The sequence below is a fragment of the Photobacterium marinum genome (assembly GCF_000331515.1).
GTDB lineage: Bacteria > Pseudomonadota > Gammaproteobacteria > Enterobacterales > Vibrionaceae > Photobacterium > Photobacterium marinum.
Window position 1 is genome coordinate 150,427 of record NZ_AMZO01000036.1, and the last position, 19,639, is coordinate 170,065.

The following is a 19,639-nucleotide window of genomic DNA, read 5'->3' on the forward strand; positions in this document are numbered from 1 at the left end:
AAATGCTACAAAATATCTTTTAAGACAGAATGAACACGCTTATCCCAACAGATAAAATCATCATAAGAAGTCATCTTCGATTCATCCTTATCTTTCTGATAATCCATAAAACAGTTAATCAAGCCTAAAACATCACCATATTTAACCCCAGTAAAGCCATAATTATCAATAAATATTTCAGAAGCTTTAATATCATTATTTACAATGACATTTGTTGATGTGAATAATGCGTCGTACCATTTATTTGGTTCCGCTCTCTGATGTATCTCATAGACGGGGTCATAAAATGAAAGAAGCAAATCCATAACATAGTAGATTGCCAATGCATCGGCATTTGAAACACAACCTATGTAGCTTACAGATTTAAACAATTCTAATCTATTAATTACACGATCATCGCCGGACCCAGCAACAATAAAATGTATTGGCAGTTTCATATTTTCGCACTTTTCAATGGTGTTTAATATGAAATCAATTCCTCGTCTTTCAGACATCCAACCATTAATATACACATTTAATTTATTATCACTTCTTAGATGCTGCCATTTATTAATTTTCTTTTCTGCTTCAGCTAAAGTCTCACTGTGAGGTGTATTATGAATAACTCTGATATTATCACGTTGTTCGTAGACCCTATTTTCACCTGGAACCAAATGCAAAATAGCCTGTCTTGCCACAAAGCTCTCTAATTTTAGAGCAATTGATTTAACAATTGGGTGACCACGATAACTAAATGCCAAATTATCTCTATCAAGATAGATAAATTTTATTTTTTTAAAATGGCATAATAAAGCTACAGGAAATCCACTCTCAAATTTCGAGCATATAACTACATCACCACTCTTTCTCTTAAACAAGCAATCAATAAAAACTAAAAACATCCAAATAGGATAGACCAACGCTACATATTTTGACCCATCATTACCATAATTAAGCAAAACACGGGTTTTAACACCTTTATGTTCAGAAGAGCTCGGGGTATTTTTTCTCCGCCAACAATGAAATGTTATTTTATCAGTATAACAACTTAGAACTTTTGCTAGTTTTGATAAATAAGGTTGACTGTTGATATTATATCCAACAGAGTAAATATGAACATTAGCTTTCATTTGAAATATATTCCACAGTTATAGATTGCGCATCAAATAATGGTAACATCATCGAAACATAATCATCATATGCTTCACTAAAGTCTGTTGATTCAACCATTTTAATAAAATTAAATACTTTCTGCTTTGTTTCTTTCGTATTAACTTCTAAGCTATTGAGTGACAAACAAGCTGGATGATTCTTTAACAGTTCTAAGCAAGCATCATTTTCTGACTGGTAAATATTGATAACTGGCTTACCACTAAAAATTAGGTCTGATATTTTACTTGGTAATTGATTATCTGTAGTATTTCCAAGGTTAACAATAATGGATGCAGCCGATATTTTTATATCAAGTTGATTTTTTGGAATCATCCCATTAATAGATATGTTAGCTAACAAATTAGTATCTAGTTGAAAGACACTAATAAGTGTATTGCAATCGACCCCGTAAATTGAACATTTGTAATCATCATTGTAACTATTAACTATAGATAAAAGTTGAATAACATATGATGGTTCTCTTACTTTTGAATAGAATCTTCCTGCATAAACGACTTCTCCACTTGGATTAAAAGCATATTTAAAAGGAGGATTATTTCTAATAGGAAATAACACATTCACTTTCTCATCTGATAGTTTAAACTCAGATAAATATTCACCTTTCATCATATTATTTGTCACAAATATTTTATCTGCTAGCTTCAGAACCAAGTGCTCTGCTATAAAATTAAGCTTAGAATAAAAAAATGAGTTGACCTTTATATCTTTAAGTAAAAAAAATGGGTCACCAATATCGACATGCCAATGACATTTTTCATTAGCTTTTTTTTTCGCGTAAAGACCAAGAAGATGAGAGGAGAATGGGTGCGAAACAGATATTATTAAATCGTAATCATTTTTCCCCATTAAACTTTTCAATATTGGTAAAGACTTTACTACCCAAACTATTCCATAGTCAGGCCATCGTAAAGTTATGCATAAATTTCTCAGTCGAGATTTTATCCACCCAAGGATACCATTACATTTTTCAACCTTTCCTGAATCTGATGAAGGATTCAAAGGCAGCGTATGTGTACAATAAGTATCTTGAGAAGCAATGTTCTCATTTTTCCCAGCATGAATAACTGTTAAGTTATGCCCAAATTCGGTTATTTTTTGGCCTAATGAATTCCAACGAATTGCTCGAGGGCTTGATGATTCACCATAATTAAACGATAGCAGTAGAATTTTCATGAGTCTTATTTACAATAATAACTAAAATATTAAGGATAGTCGTAGATATTAATGTCGATATAGAAAGAATATATACTGGCTTAATATTATACAATGATGGGGCTACTATTAAGGTACATGTCTTTATTATCACTGCAAAAAGAAAAATTACGATAACATCAACATGTTTACCACTTGCTAACAACTTATTAAATGAACGAATTGCAAAAAATGAAGTTATTAGCGATAAAGATAGTATCTGAAAACACAATATGCTTTCTGGATAATTATTGTTAGTTAATATAGGAAAGATAAACGGCGAAATAATAATAGCCAATAAGAGACATATTATGAAAAAAGAAATAATAAGGAAAAGCCCTCTTACAGAGTCTTCACTATCAATTTTATTTATGCTCGGCAACACAACAGTATTTATAGAAGATATAACCAAAACAAAAATAGAATAAAACCGAAGCGCTGTTGCCATGACAACGGTATCATATTCAACCATTGCAGCACTAGAATATATTATATCGATTTGCCCCCAGACAGATAAGATTAATAAATACAAAACAATTTTTAGATCTGCTTTTGAGAAATACAGCTTAAATCCAGAAAGCTTTTTAATTTCAAATGCTGAATCACCGCGATTAAAAAGCAAAAATGCCGCCATGAAGATAGATACACACAAAAATAAAACTTCTGATTTAATTTCAAAGAAATTTGATAGAAAGAAAACAGTCATACTTCCAAAAAGCACAAACAAATATCTGTATACAGTTTCTTTACTTACTTTTTCAAATACATTTAAACTTTGCCAATAAACTCTTCTATAGATAAAAGATGAAGTTAAAAATATAAATATTGCAATTGATATTTTCAACTCAATTGAGTCAAAAGCAGAATATGAAAAAACAAGGATAAATGATAATATATTACCAACAAAAAAAATATACCTAAGTACCGTTATCCTATATTTTTCTTCCAAGCCATCATTAACAATTTTTTGGATTGAAAAAGTTGCAGATGGGTCTAAGCAGATCGCAATAATTGAGTTTGCTATAACAAATAATGCTACATTTTCTTCTGATTGACTCCACGTCAATATTAAAAATGAGACAAACGAAGCAAGTTTAGCTATCAAATCGCCTGTTAAGACACGTAAAATGCTGCTAATCATTTTCAATCTTCAGTGTAATTATAGGCTTGTGTTTTCCTGTTTTGGGATCACGCGGTATTTCTTTTAGTTTTTCAAATTGAATTTTTGCAGAGTCACCTAAACGTTGTAATAGCTCTGATTTCAGCTTTTTCTCGAAATCAGCTGTAGCATTCGGTTTAAGAACATATTTAACAACAAAATCACTGTTTGTTACTTGCACCAACTGAAAAATTGAAATATATTCAGCGAATTTATAAAAAACCGTATATATATTAACACATGGTACACTTCGATCAGCTAATACAATGATATCTGATTCCCGACCTAGTATTTTACCAACAACTACATCTGATCCTTGTTTACAAGATGAATGCTTCATCTCTTTAAAGCTAAAGAGATCGCCAGTATCATAACGAACTAGTGGATAGCTTGAATTTAAAAAACCAGTTCCCACTATTTTCCTATTTTTACCGTCACCTATAAACTCAACAATTCCGTAATCATTATTTATATGATAACCACCACACTCTCTACATGAGGTAAGTCTAGCAGACGCCTCTACATTATTGTAAACATCTAATACTTCGCTATTTGGAAATGCTATATACGCGGTCTTATACCATAGTTCAAACATCATTTCCGAAGAAACATAAATAGCTTTTACGTCAGGCAAACATTTCCTGTTTTTTACTAGATATTCAGAAAAGATCCCTAAAGATGATGGATAAGTGAAAATGTATTTAATCTTGCGTTCTTTTAATATTTTATAATATAGATCCATATTTTCATCAGTCATATCATAGGCCGACATCATCCAATGTCGATAGTATCTCAAATACTTAATTACCTTCTCATTCACTTTTGGAACATAAGATCTTAGCCACGCAATCTCTTCTCCTGGAGTATAGCCTTTAATTGCCAAAGAACTATATGTAAAGTACTGTTCTTCATAGCGATCTTTCCACGTCCTGTATAAAACCAAGGGTTCACCAGAAGATCCGGATGTTGATAACCTTACTTCATCTTTGTGATTTACAAATTCAAAACAGGATAACAAGGTCTTTTTATTGATAACAGGATATGCATCTAAGCTTTCCGCATTAATTACATGCTTATATAATGCTTTATTACTTGCTTGATTTAATAATATTGACAATCTTTCATTTTCTATGTCGACAAGTGCATCTCTACTCAATAAGGCCCTATTAGTACACACCTGTAGACCATTAATAAATCGATTATGTACTAAATTATAAGGAAGATAAGATAAGGATAGCTTAGCAATATTTTTTATATCAGTGACCATTAATTATTCTCCAATTATTATTCTCAGCCACTTTAAGTAGTTCTTTGTTAGGACCTTCTACCACAACTACTCTATTGGAATGCTTAAGCATTGGCAGGTCAGTTATATGATCCGAGTAAGCAACGGACTCAATAATATTTAATTGATTCTCAAATTTAATAATTTCTTCTAATTTTCTTTCGGCATACATAAAGTCTAAAGATAATTTATTTCCTTTTTTTTCAATCTGTGATGTTATATAGTGATATACGTTCACATCTAACATATCAAAAAAAGGCTTGATATAATATTTTAAGGCCGCGCTTACTACTACCAACTTATATCCATTAGATGTTAAATTTCTAATTTCAGAAATTACATTTTGATTGATATGTTTTTTTATTAGCAGACTTGAATAGCTGTGACCATACTTATCCAAATTGTCGTAAACTTTATGATCTAAATTCTCTATTCTTTCAGAAACTTCTGTTCTTCTTATTTTATCGTTAAATATGGATAATAAATTTATCTCTCTTAATTGAACATACCTTATAAATGATCCAAGTGTAAATTTATTTACCGCTGTATGACAAAAATCCAAGTATATTACTTTAATATCATTACTCATAATTAACATTCTCACCATATACATTACAAGCTTGCACATCTGAACAAAATGGCTTCTTGAATAAAAAATCATCGTTATAATAATCTGCTATTATCAATTTTTTTTCGTTGCTAACCTTTATTTCACGACAAAACTTATATTTATTTAGAACAGTGACTTCAATTCTAATTTTATTTTTATCAATGCAAATATGTTCAATGTCAAAATGTGGTTTGTTTAATTTAAATGGCAAACTAAGATCAGTAAATACATCTAATTTTATAGGCGTATTATGGGCGAGGCTTGATCTGTAACGATTACGATTGGCTAGACTATATGTATAGCTTGATACCCCAGGATCTCTTCCATAAACTTTTCCATTCACCCAGATTTCGCTATGTAAAAGATCTAAATGATCATGACCTCCCTTCCCATTCTGACCAGTTCTCGTTAGACTTACACTGACATGACAGTTTCTAGAGCGCACTATCAATGAACCAAATTTTGAGAAATATTTCGACGTTTCAAACTCTACCTCTTCGTCAATGTTTATTTCTTTAATATGGTTATTTTGATATTCTTCTTTACCATTAAAACCATAATTAAAGTGATTTTTTATATTTGCTTTAGATATTTTATTATATGGATTATGAGAATGTTTTATATTTTGTTTTGCAACAAAATAACCAGAATCATCATCTCCTATTTTAGCATAAGTTCCATCTTGTCTTATATGCCAAATTGAAAAATCATTAATTTTATTTATTATTTTTTTAATTTCTTTATCTGATTTTCTTGAATCTATCTGCGCATTATATTCTTTTGGTTTATCTATTTTTATTAAATTATTTTCCTTTTCAAAAGCATATCTATCATATAATTCATGTACTATATTAACTGCATCACTCACAAAATAATGATAGCTAATTGATGATTCAAAATTACCACCATCTGATCCAAATTGATTACCTATTTCGTACTTAAATCTATTGTAATAAAAGCTTTTAAGTTCTGCTAAACCTCTAAGTGACGCTAGGGTATATAGAATTCCACATACACAAATTAAATGATGATTACCAGTATATTGAGAATTCCATTCATCATGATAAAGCATATAAGATAGATGTTTTATTAAAATATCATCATAAGCGCTTATATCAAGATCCAAAAGAATAAATATCGACGTTAAACTAACTAACCTCAATGCCACATCCATTGGACATTGCCATTGTACCCCTTTATAGTCTACTGTATTATTAATAAAACCATTGAGTGCTTCATTAATAATATTAATGTATTTATCTTCTCCAGTTTGTCTATATGCCTTTGCTAAAACTACCAGATATTGAATCCGTCCAATTTCCCATAAGTATTTTACATCCGTTTTTTCAAATGTCTTAGCCTGAAAGTAAAACTCATCCTTATTATATTTCGTAAGATACTTTGGGCATTGATTCCAAAATGCTTCAGAATTAAAGTTAGCTCTGCATCTTATATCAAAAATAGATATACCTTTTTCAATAATTTCATCTGCAGCAGTCTTACTATCATCATTAATCAGCAATTCTTTTATTTTGGAGTTTTCTTTAAACTTAAGAACTAAAGACAATTCATTGTATTTTATTTTTATTTGTCTGCTTTTTTTTACGTACCTAGTTAACATTCTTAAATGGTTTATTTTTCTATATATCTTTCTTAGCATCATAGACCAATAGTGAAAATTGTAATTTATAGAGTCAGCACAGCTCATACCAAAATAATATCGCTTATCGTTAATCAACGAGTTAATGCTCCGCTTTCTGAGGCTAATGCGGATGTTCAAATTCCTGAAAAACGCACTTATCAATATATTATGCAATATGGTTGATTTAATAGGTAACGTAATTGATTGACTAACATGTAATTTGTTATGTCCATGCTCTTGCCATTGTTCGATTTCACATAAATGTTAACTAAAAACTAATCTATGCATGTTGGGTCTTATTAATGAATTAGTCATTTTACTCCAATTGCATATCTTAATTTAATGTATAAAGAATCTTAAGACTCGCTCAATATGAATTGGGGCCTACGCCCCAATCTTTATTACCAAATACCTTTAGTATCAATAAACTGACCTGAATTTGGTTTGTTTACTTTAAATTCTTTATGATCTACCAATAATAATTGAATATCAGCTTCCGTTGATGCTATATCCCAATCAACTAACTCAACCCCTTTGAGCTTAGTTGGCAATCTATCAATATTTGGTTCGACAGCGATGACTCGACCACAGTGCATGGCTGCTACTTTCTTTGTGATCTCAAGAGCTGGACTTTCACGCAAATCATCAATGTCAGGCTTAAATGCAAGACCGTAACAGGCGATGGTTACTTCACGTGCAGTTTTTTCAGGGTTTGTCTGTAAGAAGTCAGCAATCGCTAGCTTCACTTTTTCAATTACCCAATCAGGCTTACCATCATTGACTTTGCGTGCCGTATGAATAATCTGCGCTTCTTCAGGCGTTTTAGATACAATAAACCATGGATCAACAGCAATACAATGACCGCCAACACCCGGTCCAGGCTGAAGAATATTGACGCGAGGATGGCGGTTGGCAAGAGCAATCAACTCCCACACATTAATATCCAACTTATCGCATATAATAGAAAGCTCGTTGGCAAAAGCAATTTGAACGTCGCGAGAACTATTTTCGGTGAGTTTTGCCATTTCAGCTGTACGCGCATTGGTGATCACACACTCACCCTGTACAAACGTTTTGTACAGTTCTACTGACCGCTCTGAACAACGTGATGACATACCACCAATTACACGATCATTCGCCACCAACTCACGGACAACGTGTCCAGGAAGGACTCGCTCTGGACAGTGGGCGACGTTAACATCCGCATTTTCACCTGCTGTTTGTGGGAATGTCAGGTCTGTACGTGCTTCAGCCAACCATGCAGCCATTTGCTCTGTCGTACCAACAGGTGATGTTGACTCAAGAATGACAAGATCACCTTTTTTCAAAACAGGTGCAATAGCTTTACTTGCCGCTTCAATGTAGGACAGATCTGGCGCTGGTACTTCCCCATCTTCACATGGCAAGAAAGGGGTAGGAACTGCAATTAAAAATGCATCAGCCGGTTCCGGAGTAGTGACTGCTTTCAGATATCCTTCATTCACTGCCGCACTGACAATCATATCCAGTTCAGGCTCTACGATATGAATTTTACCTTGGTTAATGGTATCCACCGCATACTGGCTGACATCCACACCAATCACTTTTTTCTTTCGTGATGCAAACATGGCGGCGGTAGGTAAGCCAATATAACCCAGGCCGATAACTGAAACCGTTTCAAATGACATCATTATTTTCCTAATTTGTTCTTAACTATTTATTTTGCTAATTCATCAATAATTCGTTCACATGCTTTGCCGTCACCATAAGGGTTATGAGCATAACTCATGGCTTGATAGGCTACTTCATCAGTAAGCAGTGTATTCAAATTACTTACGATCTTTTCAATATCGGTACCGACTAGTTTCACAGTACCTGCTGCAACTGCTTCAGGACGCTCAGTGGTATCACGCATCACCAATACCGGCTTACCCAGTGACGGTGCCTCTTCCTGAATACCACCCGAGTCAGTCAAAATGATATTTGCGCGGCTCATCAAGTAAATAAACGGCAGATATTGTTGAGGCTCAATCAAAAATACATTCTCGATACCCCCCAAGATGCGATTAACCGGTTCACGGACATTCGGGTTCAAGTGCATCGGGTACAAAATTTGAGTGTCAGGATGTAATTTGGCCGTTTCTGCCAATGCCTGACAAATACGTTCAAAGCCCCCTCCGAAGCTTTCACGACGATGGCCGGTGACCAAAATCAGCTTTTTGTTTTCATCCAAGAACGGGAACAGAGCAGCTAAGGTAGCATTTAAGTCAGCGTCACTATCTATTTTTTCTTTCACCATCAACAGCGCATCAATGACCGTATTACCGGTTACTGAAATATTCTGCTCGTCATAATTTTCTTTCAGCAAGTTTTGTTTTGAGGTTTCAGTCGGCGCGAAATGGTATTTTGTCAACGCCCCTGTCAATTTACGGTTGGCCTCTTCCGGCCAGGGCGAATAAATATTGCCGGTACGCAACCCCGCTTCCACATGACCAACTGCAATTTGCTCATAGTAAGCCGCCAGACTTGCCGCGAAGGTGGTTGCCGTATCACCGTGTACTAACACCACATCAGGGTTAAATTCTTGTAGCACCGGTTTTAGTTCAAGCAGAATTCGTGCGGTCACATCATTAAGTGTCTGGCCGGCTTTCATCAGATTTAAATCATAATCGGGGATGATCTCAAACAAATCTAACACCTGATCGAGCATTTCCCGGTGCTGCGCCGTCACACAGACTTTCGCCTCAAAGCGCGCATCGTCCGCTAACGCGTGCACCAAGGGTGCCATTTTTATTGCTTCCGGACGGGTTCCAAAAACCGTCAAAATACGTTTCTTTGCCATATTCCTTGCCAATTTAAACTAAAATTAAATATGAGATTGCCCATGTAACGTTGAATATTTTCATCATCAAAACTCAGATCTAAAAGCGGCCTGAGACAAAAACTGTTTTGGTTGAGACACAAAAAAAGTCCGCACAGGACTTGTATCATCAGGGATAACGGGGGATTGAGGTATTTCCTGCCAATAGGTTGCGCTATTAAAAAATAGTATTTGCGAATATATTGAAGCAAGGCGCAGTTCCCTCCGCCTTACTTCAATATTCAAATAATTAATGATTATTTAGACTCATAGCTATAATTGTAATAACCATAATTACCGCCGTAATAACTACTCGCCTTACGCACAACAGCATTAAGAATAAAGCCTTTAATCTCAATACCATTCTGCTCGAAGCGTTGCTTGGTTATTTCAACTTCTTTAACTGCGTTCTGACCAAAACGACCAACAAGTAATGTTGTTCCTGCATGTGCACCGACAATAGCCGGATCCGTTACCGCCAAAATAGGCGGCGTGTCGACAATTACCATATCGTAATTTTCAGACGCCCAATCCATCAATTGTTTGAATCGCGGATGCATTAGCAGTTCTGATGGGTTTGGAGGCACGTCTCCACGTGAAATATAATCCAAGTTATCAACACCGGGCTTCTTTATTAAGGACTCGATTGAAGACTGACCGCTTAGGAAATCAGAAAGACCTGGTTTATAAGAAACCGCCATCTGTTTTTCCATCCGACCTTTACGCATATCCGCATCGATCACCAATACTCTCGAGCCGGATTTTGCCACAACAGCCGCCATGTTGGCAGAAACAAATGACTTACCGATACCCGGGCTAGGGCCCGAAATCATCAAAATATTGTTTTTAGCTTCCATCATGGCAAAGTGCAGGCTGGTGCGCAGGCTACGTAACGCTTCGATAGACAGATCAGCCGGGTTTGAAACTGCCAATAGGGTCTCTCCAACGGAAAGTTTTTTCTTACTTTTCTGCTTCTTCTCCAGCTCAATTTGCCAATCTGACATGGGAACACTAGCATAAACAGGTAAACCAATCGCTTCAATTTCATCCGGATTTTCAACACCTCGGTGAAAAGCTGAACGTAATAAAGCGATAGCGACAGCCAACATACCACCTAGTAATGTAGCCACCACAACAATCAATGATTTCTTTGGTTTTACTGCTTTTGTGTATGACTGTGCACTATCCAAAATACGGACATTACCAACTGTACTGGCTTTTACAATATTTAGCTCTTGTACTTTATTCAGTAGCTGAACATAAATCTGTTGATTAACCTCAACATCACGAGTGTAACGTAGCACTTCACGCTGAGTTTTGGGTAACTTTTGGATTTGTTTATTCAGGCGTTCACGCTCAGCAAGTAAAGTTTTACGCTTATCAAGTAGTGATTGATAAGCCGGGTGCTCCTTAGTAAAACGCTGTGATATCTCACTCTCTTTAAACGTCAATTCATTAAGTTGCGCTTCAATGGTTACCATCACATCCAGTGTCGACTTTGCTTCTAATCCCAGGTCGATGGATTCATTTTCTTGGCGATATTTATTTAACTGATCTTCTGATACGGTCAGCTGAGCCTTAATATCAGGCAAGTGTTTACGCAAAAACTCCAAACTATTTTCCGCTTCAGCAGAGTTACGCTCAACATTTTGCAAAAAGTAATTCTGACTAATGTCATCTAGGATTGCTTTAATATCGGCTCTGTTCTCACCAGTAAATGAGAGCTGTAATATGCCCGTTTTCTTACCGCGCTCATTAACTGACAAATTTTTCTGTAACCACTGAATTGCATCAATTCGAGAGCGTTTTTTTACAGTAAATGCTGCCCCATTCTGTGCTGTAATTTCAGTCACAAATAGATTAAATTCACCCTGTTGTGCTAACTCACCAACGCGCCCCTGCAGTACAACACGTTCATTCTTATCAAGCAACTCATAAGTCCCTTTTCGTGCATCTGACACACTGATTGTAAATACAGGCACATCAATATCATCAGGCAACTCAAAGCGACTTATTTCAATATGGTTCTGTTGCCCCTCAATACGAGCTAAGCCTTTGCCAATCACTGGTAAATAATTAGGTGTTACTACTGTTGTTAAATTCAGCTTATCGACAGTTTTCCCCAAAATCATTCGCGACGTAATGATTTCAATCTCAGTGTTGGATGACGACTCACCAGCAAACATTTCACCCATATCACCAAGGGCAGACATACCGGAGCTTTTTTGTTCAACTTGGATTAAGGCGTCTGCTTTATAAATTGGAGTGGCTAACAGCGCATAGGCCACCCCCATAACAGCAAACAAAAAGGTAATTGCTATAATGTTCCAACGATTATCAACTAGAATACCAAATAGTTTGCCCAGATCGATTTCATCTGAGTACGTTTGTTTGGTTTGAAGGTTTTGTGTAATGCTCATTTAAAATTCCAGGAATGAGTATTTGACTAGAGGCGAGGATTAAAAGACGAGGTGCGAGTAAAATAAGCAGACTTTCCGCAGCTACTCACATCTACTAAACTCGTCCCTGGCTACAACTTCTTCGCCCAGGCTTGAGCGGCTTCGTCAATCAAGCTGTAGGCATGTTCAAAGGCTTCTCGGCTTTGGCGATATGGATCGGGAATGTCTTTCTGACCAATCCATTGCCCAAACAGCATTGTCTTGCCGCGCACTTCGGGGGCTATCTTGGTTACCGCTTCAATATGTCCTTTTTCCATCACCAGAATCAGATCATATTCCCTACAAAGGTCACTGGTTAGCTGCTGCGCAACATGCCCTTCCAAGCTGACACTGTTAGCTGCCGCAACTTCTGTTGCTATACTATCTGCAGGCTTACCCACCAGCGCACCAACACCGGCAGAAGCGATATGTTTACTCGGTAGCAATTTTTTCAATAGATATTCGCCCGACGGAGAACGGCAGATATTGCCAACGCAGACGATTAGGATTTTTTGGAACATAAGACTCTCCTGTTACGAGAGTTTAGAGTCGAGAGTCGAAAAGTAAACTTGGAGCACTTGGCAAACAACTTAACGCCCCAGGGAGTTATACAAGTCTCATAACGACTCACTTCTATACTCTGAACATTCTTCATTTATTTGGGATGTACGGTACTTGATTAAGCCACTAATCATTCGAGTAACGTCTATCAACTCTACAATCAAATCATTTGTGTTTTTTCAGATACAACATTAACCTTCCATGGCTAACTGAGGGAACTATCACTCGATACTCTCTATCTCAAATCTAGAAACTTCGTTTCTATGGCCAAGTCCGGATACGTAGTACACCTTCACTCAACTCATTGAACCCAGTGATAGTAGGTAGAAGTTGACTGATAACACGATTCCAGCGGGTAATAGGAGCCGCTGTTACGTAAATAATATCGTACGGTTGCAAGTCAAATTCGGTACCTATTACTAATGCAGATGCGTCTTTGATATTTAGCTGATAGATGTTGGCAATAACGCTGGATTCATTGGCTTTATTACGGTTACCACGAATAACAAAGATACCAGTGGCATCCGCTTCTAATTGATTTATACCACCTACCGAGCTAAGAGCTTCGGTCAGGCTCATACCAGCGCGATCAATTTTCAACAGTTTAGGATCGTTGACTTCGCCCATAACGAAAACTTTTTGCGCATCATTACGAGGCACATGAACAATGTCACCAGGACGTAATAAGCGGTTTTGAGTTAAATCACCACGCTGCATCAATGCATAAAGTGAAATACTCTCTTCCCCCCCATTACGAGTAAGCGTTACGTTGCGCCAGTCAGCATCTTCAGCTAACCCACCCGCACGGTTAATCGCATCCAATAATGTTAACGGTACATTAGTGATGGCCTGTTGACCCGGCTGATTAACCTCACCTGTGATATAGGATTTTTGAGAACGGAAAGCGGCAACATTGACATCAACCTGAGGACTTTCAATATATGCTTTCAGGCGGTTCGCCATCTCATCCCGAACTTGGGTTACCGTTTTACCACCGACTTTAATCAAACCAATATAAGGATAAAAAATAGTGCCGTCGGCATGTACCCAATTACCGGATTCACTAGAGCTTCGGTAAGAACCGGCTGGAATCGTCAGTTCAGGATGGTCCCAAATAGTGACATTAAGAATATCTCCCGGACCAATTCTGTATTGATATCCGGTAATTTCCGCATCCAAGACTGGATTACTTTTCGATACGACCCTAGGGGTTTTCATCTTACTTACTGTACCAGCTGTCAGCGGGTACACATTAACCTGTTCGGATATATCCGTTTTCTGCTCACTATCTATCGCAACAATATTCTTATTATTGACATTCAAATGTGAGCCGGGCACCGTGCACCCTACCAGCATGGTCGATGCCATTGCAGATATCAGAAGCTTCTTTGTGAAATGCATATTTGGGTTCGAAAAATTAAAGGTTACGACATCCTGGATCCTAGGTACTGGAACCAAGTAGCTAAAATTAGTCTCGGTTTCAAACGCAAACCGAAGCTGAGAAACTGTAGGGAATGAAAAGCTATAACTCTACCGAGTAAGTTATTCCAAGAGAGATATTAAAGTTACTGCGCAACTTTAAAATTTCTTCTCTTAATTCTTTAAATTTCGCGTAGCTAAGAACTTACTTAACAGCTTTACTTCATCCCTGAACAATCCGGTATTTACGGAATTTCCATGCTACCGCCCTTGGGTTATAGCTCCCAAAGCGCCTTAGCTTATACCATTTTGCTATTAAGGCCCTTGATATAACTAGCCTCAAGCATATTCTTACAAGCACCTGATGCGTTATCCACAATGCCTTTGTTGTACTTGTAGTTCAGTGGCCACTTTCTAAGTGACAAATAACAAATCACCCAACTACAGTGTAGTCAATAAATGACAAATTTCTCAATTACAGTTGTGATAATTATACTACACAATAAACTTCATATTAGGAATAAAAATTTACATACAAGAATGCCCAAAAACACAGCAAGTACTTATAACGCTTTGATTTTAAGTAACTTAAGGAGAAAGAAATGATAGGGCGGACGCGCAGGAAGTGGGAGTTACTTAAGACTCATTATTGATGGTTTTGTTATCACACCACGTATCATCAGCATTTATATATATATAAATGCCCATTTTGGCGCGATCAGAAATATTCATCTACTTCCGGTTCTTCCATTGCTAACCAAACAATAACCCAATATTATTAGTCGAGCGTACCTCTGGGTTATGTTATTTGCCCCCATCATTATCGACATGAAATTCGTGTCAAAAATAGAATGATGACGAACATAATCGTATGTCCTTCAAACCTGTCACGGTAATTAATACAGGTTTAAGACACAATGGGGCTGATATTGGTCATTATTTTGTGGGTATATTTTTTCCTGTGAATAAATATCCATGAGTAAATGGCAATTATAACTAGAGATACCCAAACTAAAGCGGGAAAAACGCCTCTACGTTAATTGTAAAAAGTAAGGGAATAGGATGAAAAAAACTGCAATTGCCCTGCTAGCAGCAATGTCTATGGCTAGCTCTGCGTTTGCTGCCACTGAAACGGCTGGTACAGCAGGCGCAACTTCATCAGCCTCAACGGCTGGGGCTACAACGGCCACAACAGCAGCCTCTACAGGCGCTGCAGCCGGTACTGCTGGAGCTACAGCAGCCGCTGCCGGTGGTATCACCGCCACAGCAGTAGCTGCCGGTGTTGCCGCTACAGTAGCTGCTGTTGCCGTTGTGGATTCAAATAACAATAGCACAACTAACTCTGTTACAACTCCAAGTGCTTAATTCTCTCAATAGAGCATTAATCCAAGGATAAAACAGAATAATCATAGCCGCTCCTTTAGGTGCGGCTATTTTCAAGTAATAGCATGCAAGTTTAAGTACTAAAAACTTATTCATTTCTATGCTTGCATTTCTAAACCAGTAAATGGAACTTGCCACTAGAATGCGGTTATTTCATCGAGCTTTTCACCTATTTCTGTTGTTTTTGATTACTGCTGTTATTTCCGGCTGTAGTCAAAAATTCAGTGACGTTAATGATACGCTTAACATCGCCTTGTTTGGTGATACCGACACCCGGCTGGATAGAGATGATATCCGCAACCTGCCCTACGCCAGCATCTATGCCCGTATCGGTGACGGGCCACAGGCGTTTATGGTGTTAGCACTAGCCGAGACACCAACAAAACTAGGCACACAAACCCAGAGCCAGTTGCAGGGCCAGCCACTACAACTAAAATGGCTATCTTCAGACAAGGGGATGCTGGTAACCGAATATGGCCGCCTAGTCAAAACCCTCAACCTGCCTCAAGGTAACTTGCTCAGCACCCTCAGCCAGCATCCCGATCCCTTACGTCTAGGTCTTCAACTGCCGAACACCCCAAAACACTGGCAACGCACGATTGACTGGCAACCGGGTTATCATTTGGGCTACCAGCTGAAATCCACCTTTTCACGCCGGCAGGATGCGGTAATCATGCTCAATGACAGGCCTGTTGAGGTCCTGTATTTTACCGAAGATGTTACGGTCAATAGCTTAGATATCGAGTATCAGAATGAATTCTGGATACATCCTGAAACAGGAAAAGTACTAAAAAGTAAGCAAAAACTGGCTCCGAGCCTGCCTTATATCGAAATCACCCTTTTGAAGCCTTATTCATAAACACGGAAAGACAATGAACACGCTCATTTCATTCATGACTCGTGCAAAATCAGTTGTGCTCCCCCCCCTGATGTTTTATGCACTATTAGCGGTTACTCCCTTAATGGCTGAGCCGATCGAAGTTCAGGTAACCGCTTCTGCACAATACAATCAACACCTAAAACTCAGCTATCCAGCACCAGTTCGCCTGCAGCAAGTATTGGCAGATAGCATAGCCAACCTACAGCAACTGCCATTGCCGCCAAAACACAATCAAAAGAAGGGCAATACAGATCAAATCTACTGGCCGGGCGCTGCACTATTAACTGCACGAAGCAACCCAGAGCAAAAAGCTGTTTTAGCCAAACTAAATACGCTCAGTACCATTTGGCAGAATGAAGGTCGTAATGCCGTATTAAACCTGAAAACCTGGCTTAAAAACGAACCCATTGGCCAGCGTGTTTTTAATTCACTTGATTATGATTTAGTGCGCATTGAAATGACACAGAACCCTTTGATCAGTGAAGATGTGGCTGTTGTTTTACCACCCCGCCCCAATTCGGTATGGCTATTGGGAGCAGTAAAACAACCGGAAAAACTTCAGTGGCGTGAACGATCGAGCGCACAGCGCTACCTTGAAAAAATCACTCCTCTCAGCAACTCAGATAACAGCTCTGTGTGGGTGATCCAACCGGATGGCATTGTTGAAAAACATCCTATTGCCTACTGGAACAAAGAACATATGGATATCGCTCCGGGCGCTATCATCTATCTGGGTTTCGCGGCATTGCCTGATGACCTTGACTCTCTGAACGAGGAACTGATCAACCTGCTAAGGAACCGGACACTGTAATGAACACCAAACTCACTACTTCGTTATCAGCCATTACTCTGGCAATGCTTCCTGTTCTTCAAGGTCATGCAGACGAATTCAGCTACCCCGCATTCAAACCATCACAAACGGATTTCGGCGGTGTCGGCTTAATTCAAATGCCATCAGCGCGTATGGCACCTGAAGGCGAGTTTAATATTGGTACGACTTATAATGATGAATACCATCATTACACAGTTTCCCTTCAGTTGTTGCCATGGCTCGAATCCACCATCCGTTACACCCTGGTGCAGGATTTGCTCTATAGTAATGACCCAAGTTTCAGCGGTGACACCAAATACACAGATAAAGGGATAGATTTTAAAATCCGGTTACTCAAAGAAAGCTACTGGCTGCCGGAAACGTCTATCGGTGTTCGTGACTTTGGTGGTACCGGCCTATTTGACGGTGAATATATTGCTGCCAACAAGCATATCGGCCCATTTGATTTTACCGTTGGTATCGGCTGGGGTTATATCGGCAACAGCGGTAACCTTACCGGTGATAAATCCCAAGGCAATGACTGTAACCGCAATACCGAGTACAAAGGCAATGGCGGCAGTATTGACTTCGATCGTTGGTTTACTGGCTGCAGCGCTGTATTTGGCGGCATGGAATATCAAACACCTTGGCAGCCACTGCGCCTGAAAGTCGAGTACGATGGTAACGACTACCGAAGTGACTTCCCGGTTACCCGTGGCGGCATCGACATGACACAAGACAGCAAAATCAATTATGGAGCGCTGTATCGACTGGGAAACTGGGGCGATGTACGCGTCAGCTATGAACGCGGCAATACCTGGACATTCGGTTTCAACCTCAATACCAACTTCAATGATATGAAGGCCATCTGGCGCGATGAACCAGCACCCGCCTATCAACGCTTATCGAGCACAAATGCCAGCAATAACATTACCGAGCTCAGTGATGATGAATGGCTGCAACTGGCTCAAGACCTGCACCAAATAGCCGGCTACGACGATCCGACAATTTACGCGACTGAGGAAACAATCACTGTGGTTGCCCCGCAAAGCAAATATCGTGATCGTGCCGAAGCCCATGAGCGAGCAGCGGCCCTAATAGCAAACCAGAGACCGGACGCGAAAGAATACCGACTAATTGAAACGGCCAACCATCAGGCGGTGACTGAAACCCGCATTGATAGCGATAAATTTGGCCAATACGCCCGTAATGAGTATTTCGGTGCCAATATTGATGATGCAACGACGACCGATAACCCTGATGCACCGAAAGGGCAGTTAATCGCTAAATCCGACAAGGCTTGGGATATCGGCGTTGCCCCTACCCTTCAACAGTCCTTCGGTGGATCTGAAAACTTCTATATGTTTAACATCGGTATTAATGCCGGTGCAAATTACTGGTTAGGCAATCATGTTGAACTGGCAGGTTCGCTGTACTTCAACCTTTATGATAACTACGACAAGTTTCTGTATGAAGTACCGCCAGATGGTACAGATCTAAAACGTGTCCGTACCTTGGTTCGCCAGTATATTAATGACAACCCGGTGAGAATGAATAACCTGCAGCTAACTTGGATGGATCGGCTGGCAGATAACTGGTATGCGCAGGCATACGGCGGTTATCTGGAGATGATGTTCGGCGGTGTGGGAAGTGAAGTGCTATACCGTCCGCTTGGCAGTAACTGGGCTTTAGGTGTTGATGCCAACTATGTTATTCAGCGCGATCCGGATTCTCAGTTTGGTTTCTTTACCGAAGAAGTGCAGTTTGATCCTTTGACCGGGCGAAACTACCGGGTTCAGACAGGCGCAATAACCGGACATGCGACAGTTTACTATCAGCCACAGTGGGAGTGGTTACCAAATACCCTGTTTAAAATCAGTGCCGGCCAATATCTGACAGAAGATAAAGGGGTCACCATTGACTTCTCGAAACAGTTTGACAGTGGCGTAATTGCCGGGGCTTTTGCCGCAATCACCAACCTTTCGGCTGATGAATTTGGTGAAGGCAGTTATAACAAAGGTTTCTATATTTCGATTCCTTTCGACATCATGACAGTGAAACCAAGTACTAACCGCGCAAACATTTCCTGGTTACCACTAAGCCGTGATGGTGGTCAGATGCTGAACCGCAAATACGAGCTATTTAGCATTACCGATGCCCGCTACCCATGGTACGGACGCAAGGCAATGAACTAATAATAGATTAAATTTCTGGCGATACTCAAATTGAAATATGCAATTTGAGTACTGTCTAGTCCTAAAATAGGTTG

Annotated in this window: 15 protein-coding genes; 4 read left to right on the forward strand and 11 right to left on the reverse strand. The window is 38.7% G+C overall.

The features are described 5' to 3' along the window. Positions 1-5: 5 nt before the first annotated feature. The 11 genes from C942_RS21290 to C942_RS21340 all read right to left on the reverse strand — a co-directional run bounded on the left by C942_RS21290 (position 6) and on the right by C942_RS21340 (position 14,278). Entirely contained in the window at positions 6-1,109 is a 1,104-nt protein-coding gene (locus tag C942_RS21290; protein WP_007470173.1) for a glycosyltransferase family protein, read from the reverse strand. Continuing rightward, entirely contained in the window at positions 1,099-2,325 is a 1,227-nt protein-coding gene (locus tag C942_RS21295) for a glycosyltransferase family protein (protein WP_007470174.1), read from the reverse strand. Before C942_RS21295 ends, C942_RS21290 begins: the two co-directional genes overlap by 11 nt. Continuing rightward, positions 2,300-3,484 carry an MATE family efflux transporter gene (locus C942_RS21300; RefSeq protein WP_007470176.1) on the reverse strand — a complete coding sequence of 395 codons (1,185 nt, stop codon included), beginning with the start codon at positions 3,482-3,484 and terminating at the stop codon, positions 2,300-2,302. The genes C942_RS21295 and C942_RS21300 overlap by 26 nt, the downstream gene beginning before the upstream one ends. Further along, a complete protein-coding gene (locus C942_RS21305; RefSeq protein WP_007470178.1) occupies positions 3,477-4,769 on the reverse strand; it encodes a phenylacetate--CoA ligase family protein in 1,293 nt (430 codons plus the stop codon). The genes C942_RS21300 and C942_RS21305 overlap by 8 nt, the downstream gene beginning before the upstream one ends. Next, positions 4,759-5,376: an HAD family hydrolase gene (locus C942_RS21310; RefSeq protein ID WP_157372671.1), complete on the reverse strand. Its 618-nt coding sequence runs from the start codon at positions 5,374-5,376 to the stop codon at positions 4,759-4,761. Before C942_RS21310 ends, C942_RS21305 begins: the two co-directional genes overlap by 11 nt. Beyond that, positions 5,369-7,135, reverse strand: a complete 1,767-nt coding sequence (locus tag C942_RS21315) for a heparinase II/III family protein (RefSeq protein ID WP_007470183.1) — start codon at positions 7,133-7,135, stop codon at positions 5,369-5,371. The genes C942_RS21310 and C942_RS21315 overlap by 8 nt, the downstream gene beginning before the upstream one ends. Before the next feature lie 305 nt (positions 7,136-7,440). Then, positions 7,441-8,706 (reverse strand): UDP-N-acetyl-D-mannosamine dehydrogenase, encoded by a 1,266-nt coding sequence (wecC, locus tag C942_RS21320; RefSeq protein ID WP_036801388.1) that lies wholly within the window; start codon positions 8,704-8,706, stop codon positions 7,441-7,443. Positions 8,707-8,735: 29 nt separating this feature from the next. Further along, positions 8,736-9,860: a non-hydrolyzing UDP-N-acetylglucosamine 2-epimerase gene (gene wecB / locus C942_RS21325; protein ID WP_007470187.1), complete on the reverse strand. Its 1,125-nt coding sequence runs from the start codon at positions 9,858-9,860 to the stop codon at positions 8,736-8,738. Between the two features lie 275 nt (positions 9,861-10,135). Next, positions 10,136-12,298, reverse strand: coding sequence for a polysaccharide biosynthesis tyrosine autokinase (locus tag C942_RS21330; RefSeq protein WP_007470189.1), 2,163 nt, complete (start codon positions 12,296-12,298; stop codon positions 10,136-10,138). A 110-nt stretch (positions 12,299-12,408) separates the two neighbouring features. Beyond that, the gene (locus C942_RS21335) at positions 12,409-12,837 is read right to left on the reverse strand and encodes an arsenate reductase/protein-tyrosine-phosphatase family protein (protein WP_007470191.1); all 429 of its coding nucleotides are present in this window, start codon (positions 12,835-12,837) and stop codon (positions 12,409-12,411) included. 301 nt (positions 12,838-13,138) lie between these two features. Continuing rightward, on the reverse strand, positions 13,139-14,278 hold the full coding sequence (locus C942_RS21340; protein WP_036801390.1) for a polysaccharide export protein: 1,140 nt from the start codon (positions 14,276-14,278) through the stop codon (positions 13,139-13,141). Between the two features lie 1,080 nt (positions 14,279-15,358). Between C942_RS21340 and C942_RS21345 the strand changes: the two genes are divergently transcribed. From C942_RS21345 to C942_RS21360, 4 genes are all read left to right on the forward strand, one after another. Continuing rightward, complete coding sequence (locus tag C942_RS21345; protein ID WP_007470196.1) at positions 15,359-15,661, forward strand: hypothetical protein; 303 nt, start codon at positions 15,359-15,361, stop codon at positions 15,659-15,661. A 160-nt stretch (positions 15,662-15,821) separates the two neighbouring features. Beyond that, positions 15,822-16,538, forward strand: coding sequence for a YjbF family lipoprotein (locus C942_RS21350; protein WP_007470199.1), 717 nt, complete (start codon positions 15,822-15,824; stop codon positions 16,536-16,538). Between the two features lie 13 nt (positions 16,539-16,551). After that, positions 16,552-17,370 (forward strand): capsule biosynthesis GfcC family protein, encoded by an 819-nt coding sequence (locus C942_RS21355; RefSeq protein WP_157372672.1) that lies wholly within the window; start codon positions 16,552-16,554, stop codon positions 17,368-17,370. After that, a complete protein-coding gene (locus C942_RS21360) occupies positions 17,370-19,565 on the forward strand; it encodes a YjbH domain-containing protein (protein WP_007470203.1) in 2,196 nt (731 codons plus the stop codon). Before C942_RS21355 ends, C942_RS21360 begins: the two co-directional genes overlap by 1 nt. The last annotated feature ends 74 nt before the right edge of the window (positions 19,566-19,639 follow it).

What these genes read in the sequence shown, in the direction of transcription:
- C942_RS21290 (WP_007470173.1), bottom strand. Translation starts at nt 1,109, where the DNA reads ATGAAAGCTAATGTTCATATTTACTCTGTTGGATATAATATCAACAGT.
- C942_RS21295 (WP_007470174.1), bottom strand. Translation starts at nt 2,325, where the DNA reads ATGAAAATTCTACTGCTATCGTTTAATTATGGTGAATCATCAAGCCCT.
- C942_RS21300 (WP_007470176.1), bottom strand. Translation starts at nt 3,484, where the DNA reads ATGATTAGCAGCATTTTACGTGTCTTAACAGGCGATTTGATAGCTAAA.
- C942_RS21305 (WP_007470178.1), bottom strand. Translation starts at nt 4,769, where the DNA reads ATGGTCACTGATATAAAAAATATTGCTAAGCTATCCTTATCTTATCTT.
- C942_RS21310 (WP_157372671.1), bottom strand. Translation starts at nt 5,376, where the DNA reads ATGAGTAATGATATTAAAGTAATATACTTGGATTTTTGTCATACAGCG.
- wecC (WP_036801388.1), bottom strand. Translation starts at nt 8,706, where the DNA reads ATGTCATTTGAAACGGTTTCAGTTATCGGCCTGGGTTATATTGGCTTA.
- wecB (WP_007470187.1), bottom strand. Translation starts at nt 9,860, where the DNA reads ATGGCAAAGAAACGTATTTTGACGGTTTTTGGAACCCGTCCGGAAGCA.
- C942_RS21330 (WP_007470189.1), bottom strand. Translation starts at nt 12,298, where the DNA reads ATGAGCATTACACAAAACCTTCAAACCAAACAAACGTACTCAGATGAA.
- C942_RS21335 (WP_007470191.1), bottom strand. Translation starts at nt 12,837, where the DNA reads ATGTTCCAAAAAATCCTAATCGTCTGCGTTGGCAATATCTGCCGTTCT.
- C942_RS21340 (WP_036801390.1), bottom strand. Translation starts at nt 14,278, where the DNA reads ATGCATTTCACAAAGAAGCTTCTGATATCTGCAATGGCATCGACCATG.
- C942_RS21345 (WP_007470196.1), top strand. Translation starts at nt 15,359, where the DNA reads ATGAAAAAAACTGCAATTGCCCTGCTAGCAGCAATGTCTATGGCTAGC.
- C942_RS21350 (WP_007470199.1), top strand. Translation starts at nt 15,822, where the DNA reads ATGCGGTTATTTCATCGAGCTTTTCACCTATTTCTGTTGTTTTTGATT.
- C942_RS21355 (WP_157372672.1), top strand. Translation starts at nt 16,552, where the DNA reads ATGAACACGCTCATTTCATTCATGACTCGTGCAAAATCAGTTGTGCTC.
- C942_RS21360 (WP_007470203.1), top strand. Translation starts at nt 17,370, where the DNA reads ATGAACACCAAACTCACTACTTCGTTATCAGCCATTACTCTGGCAATG.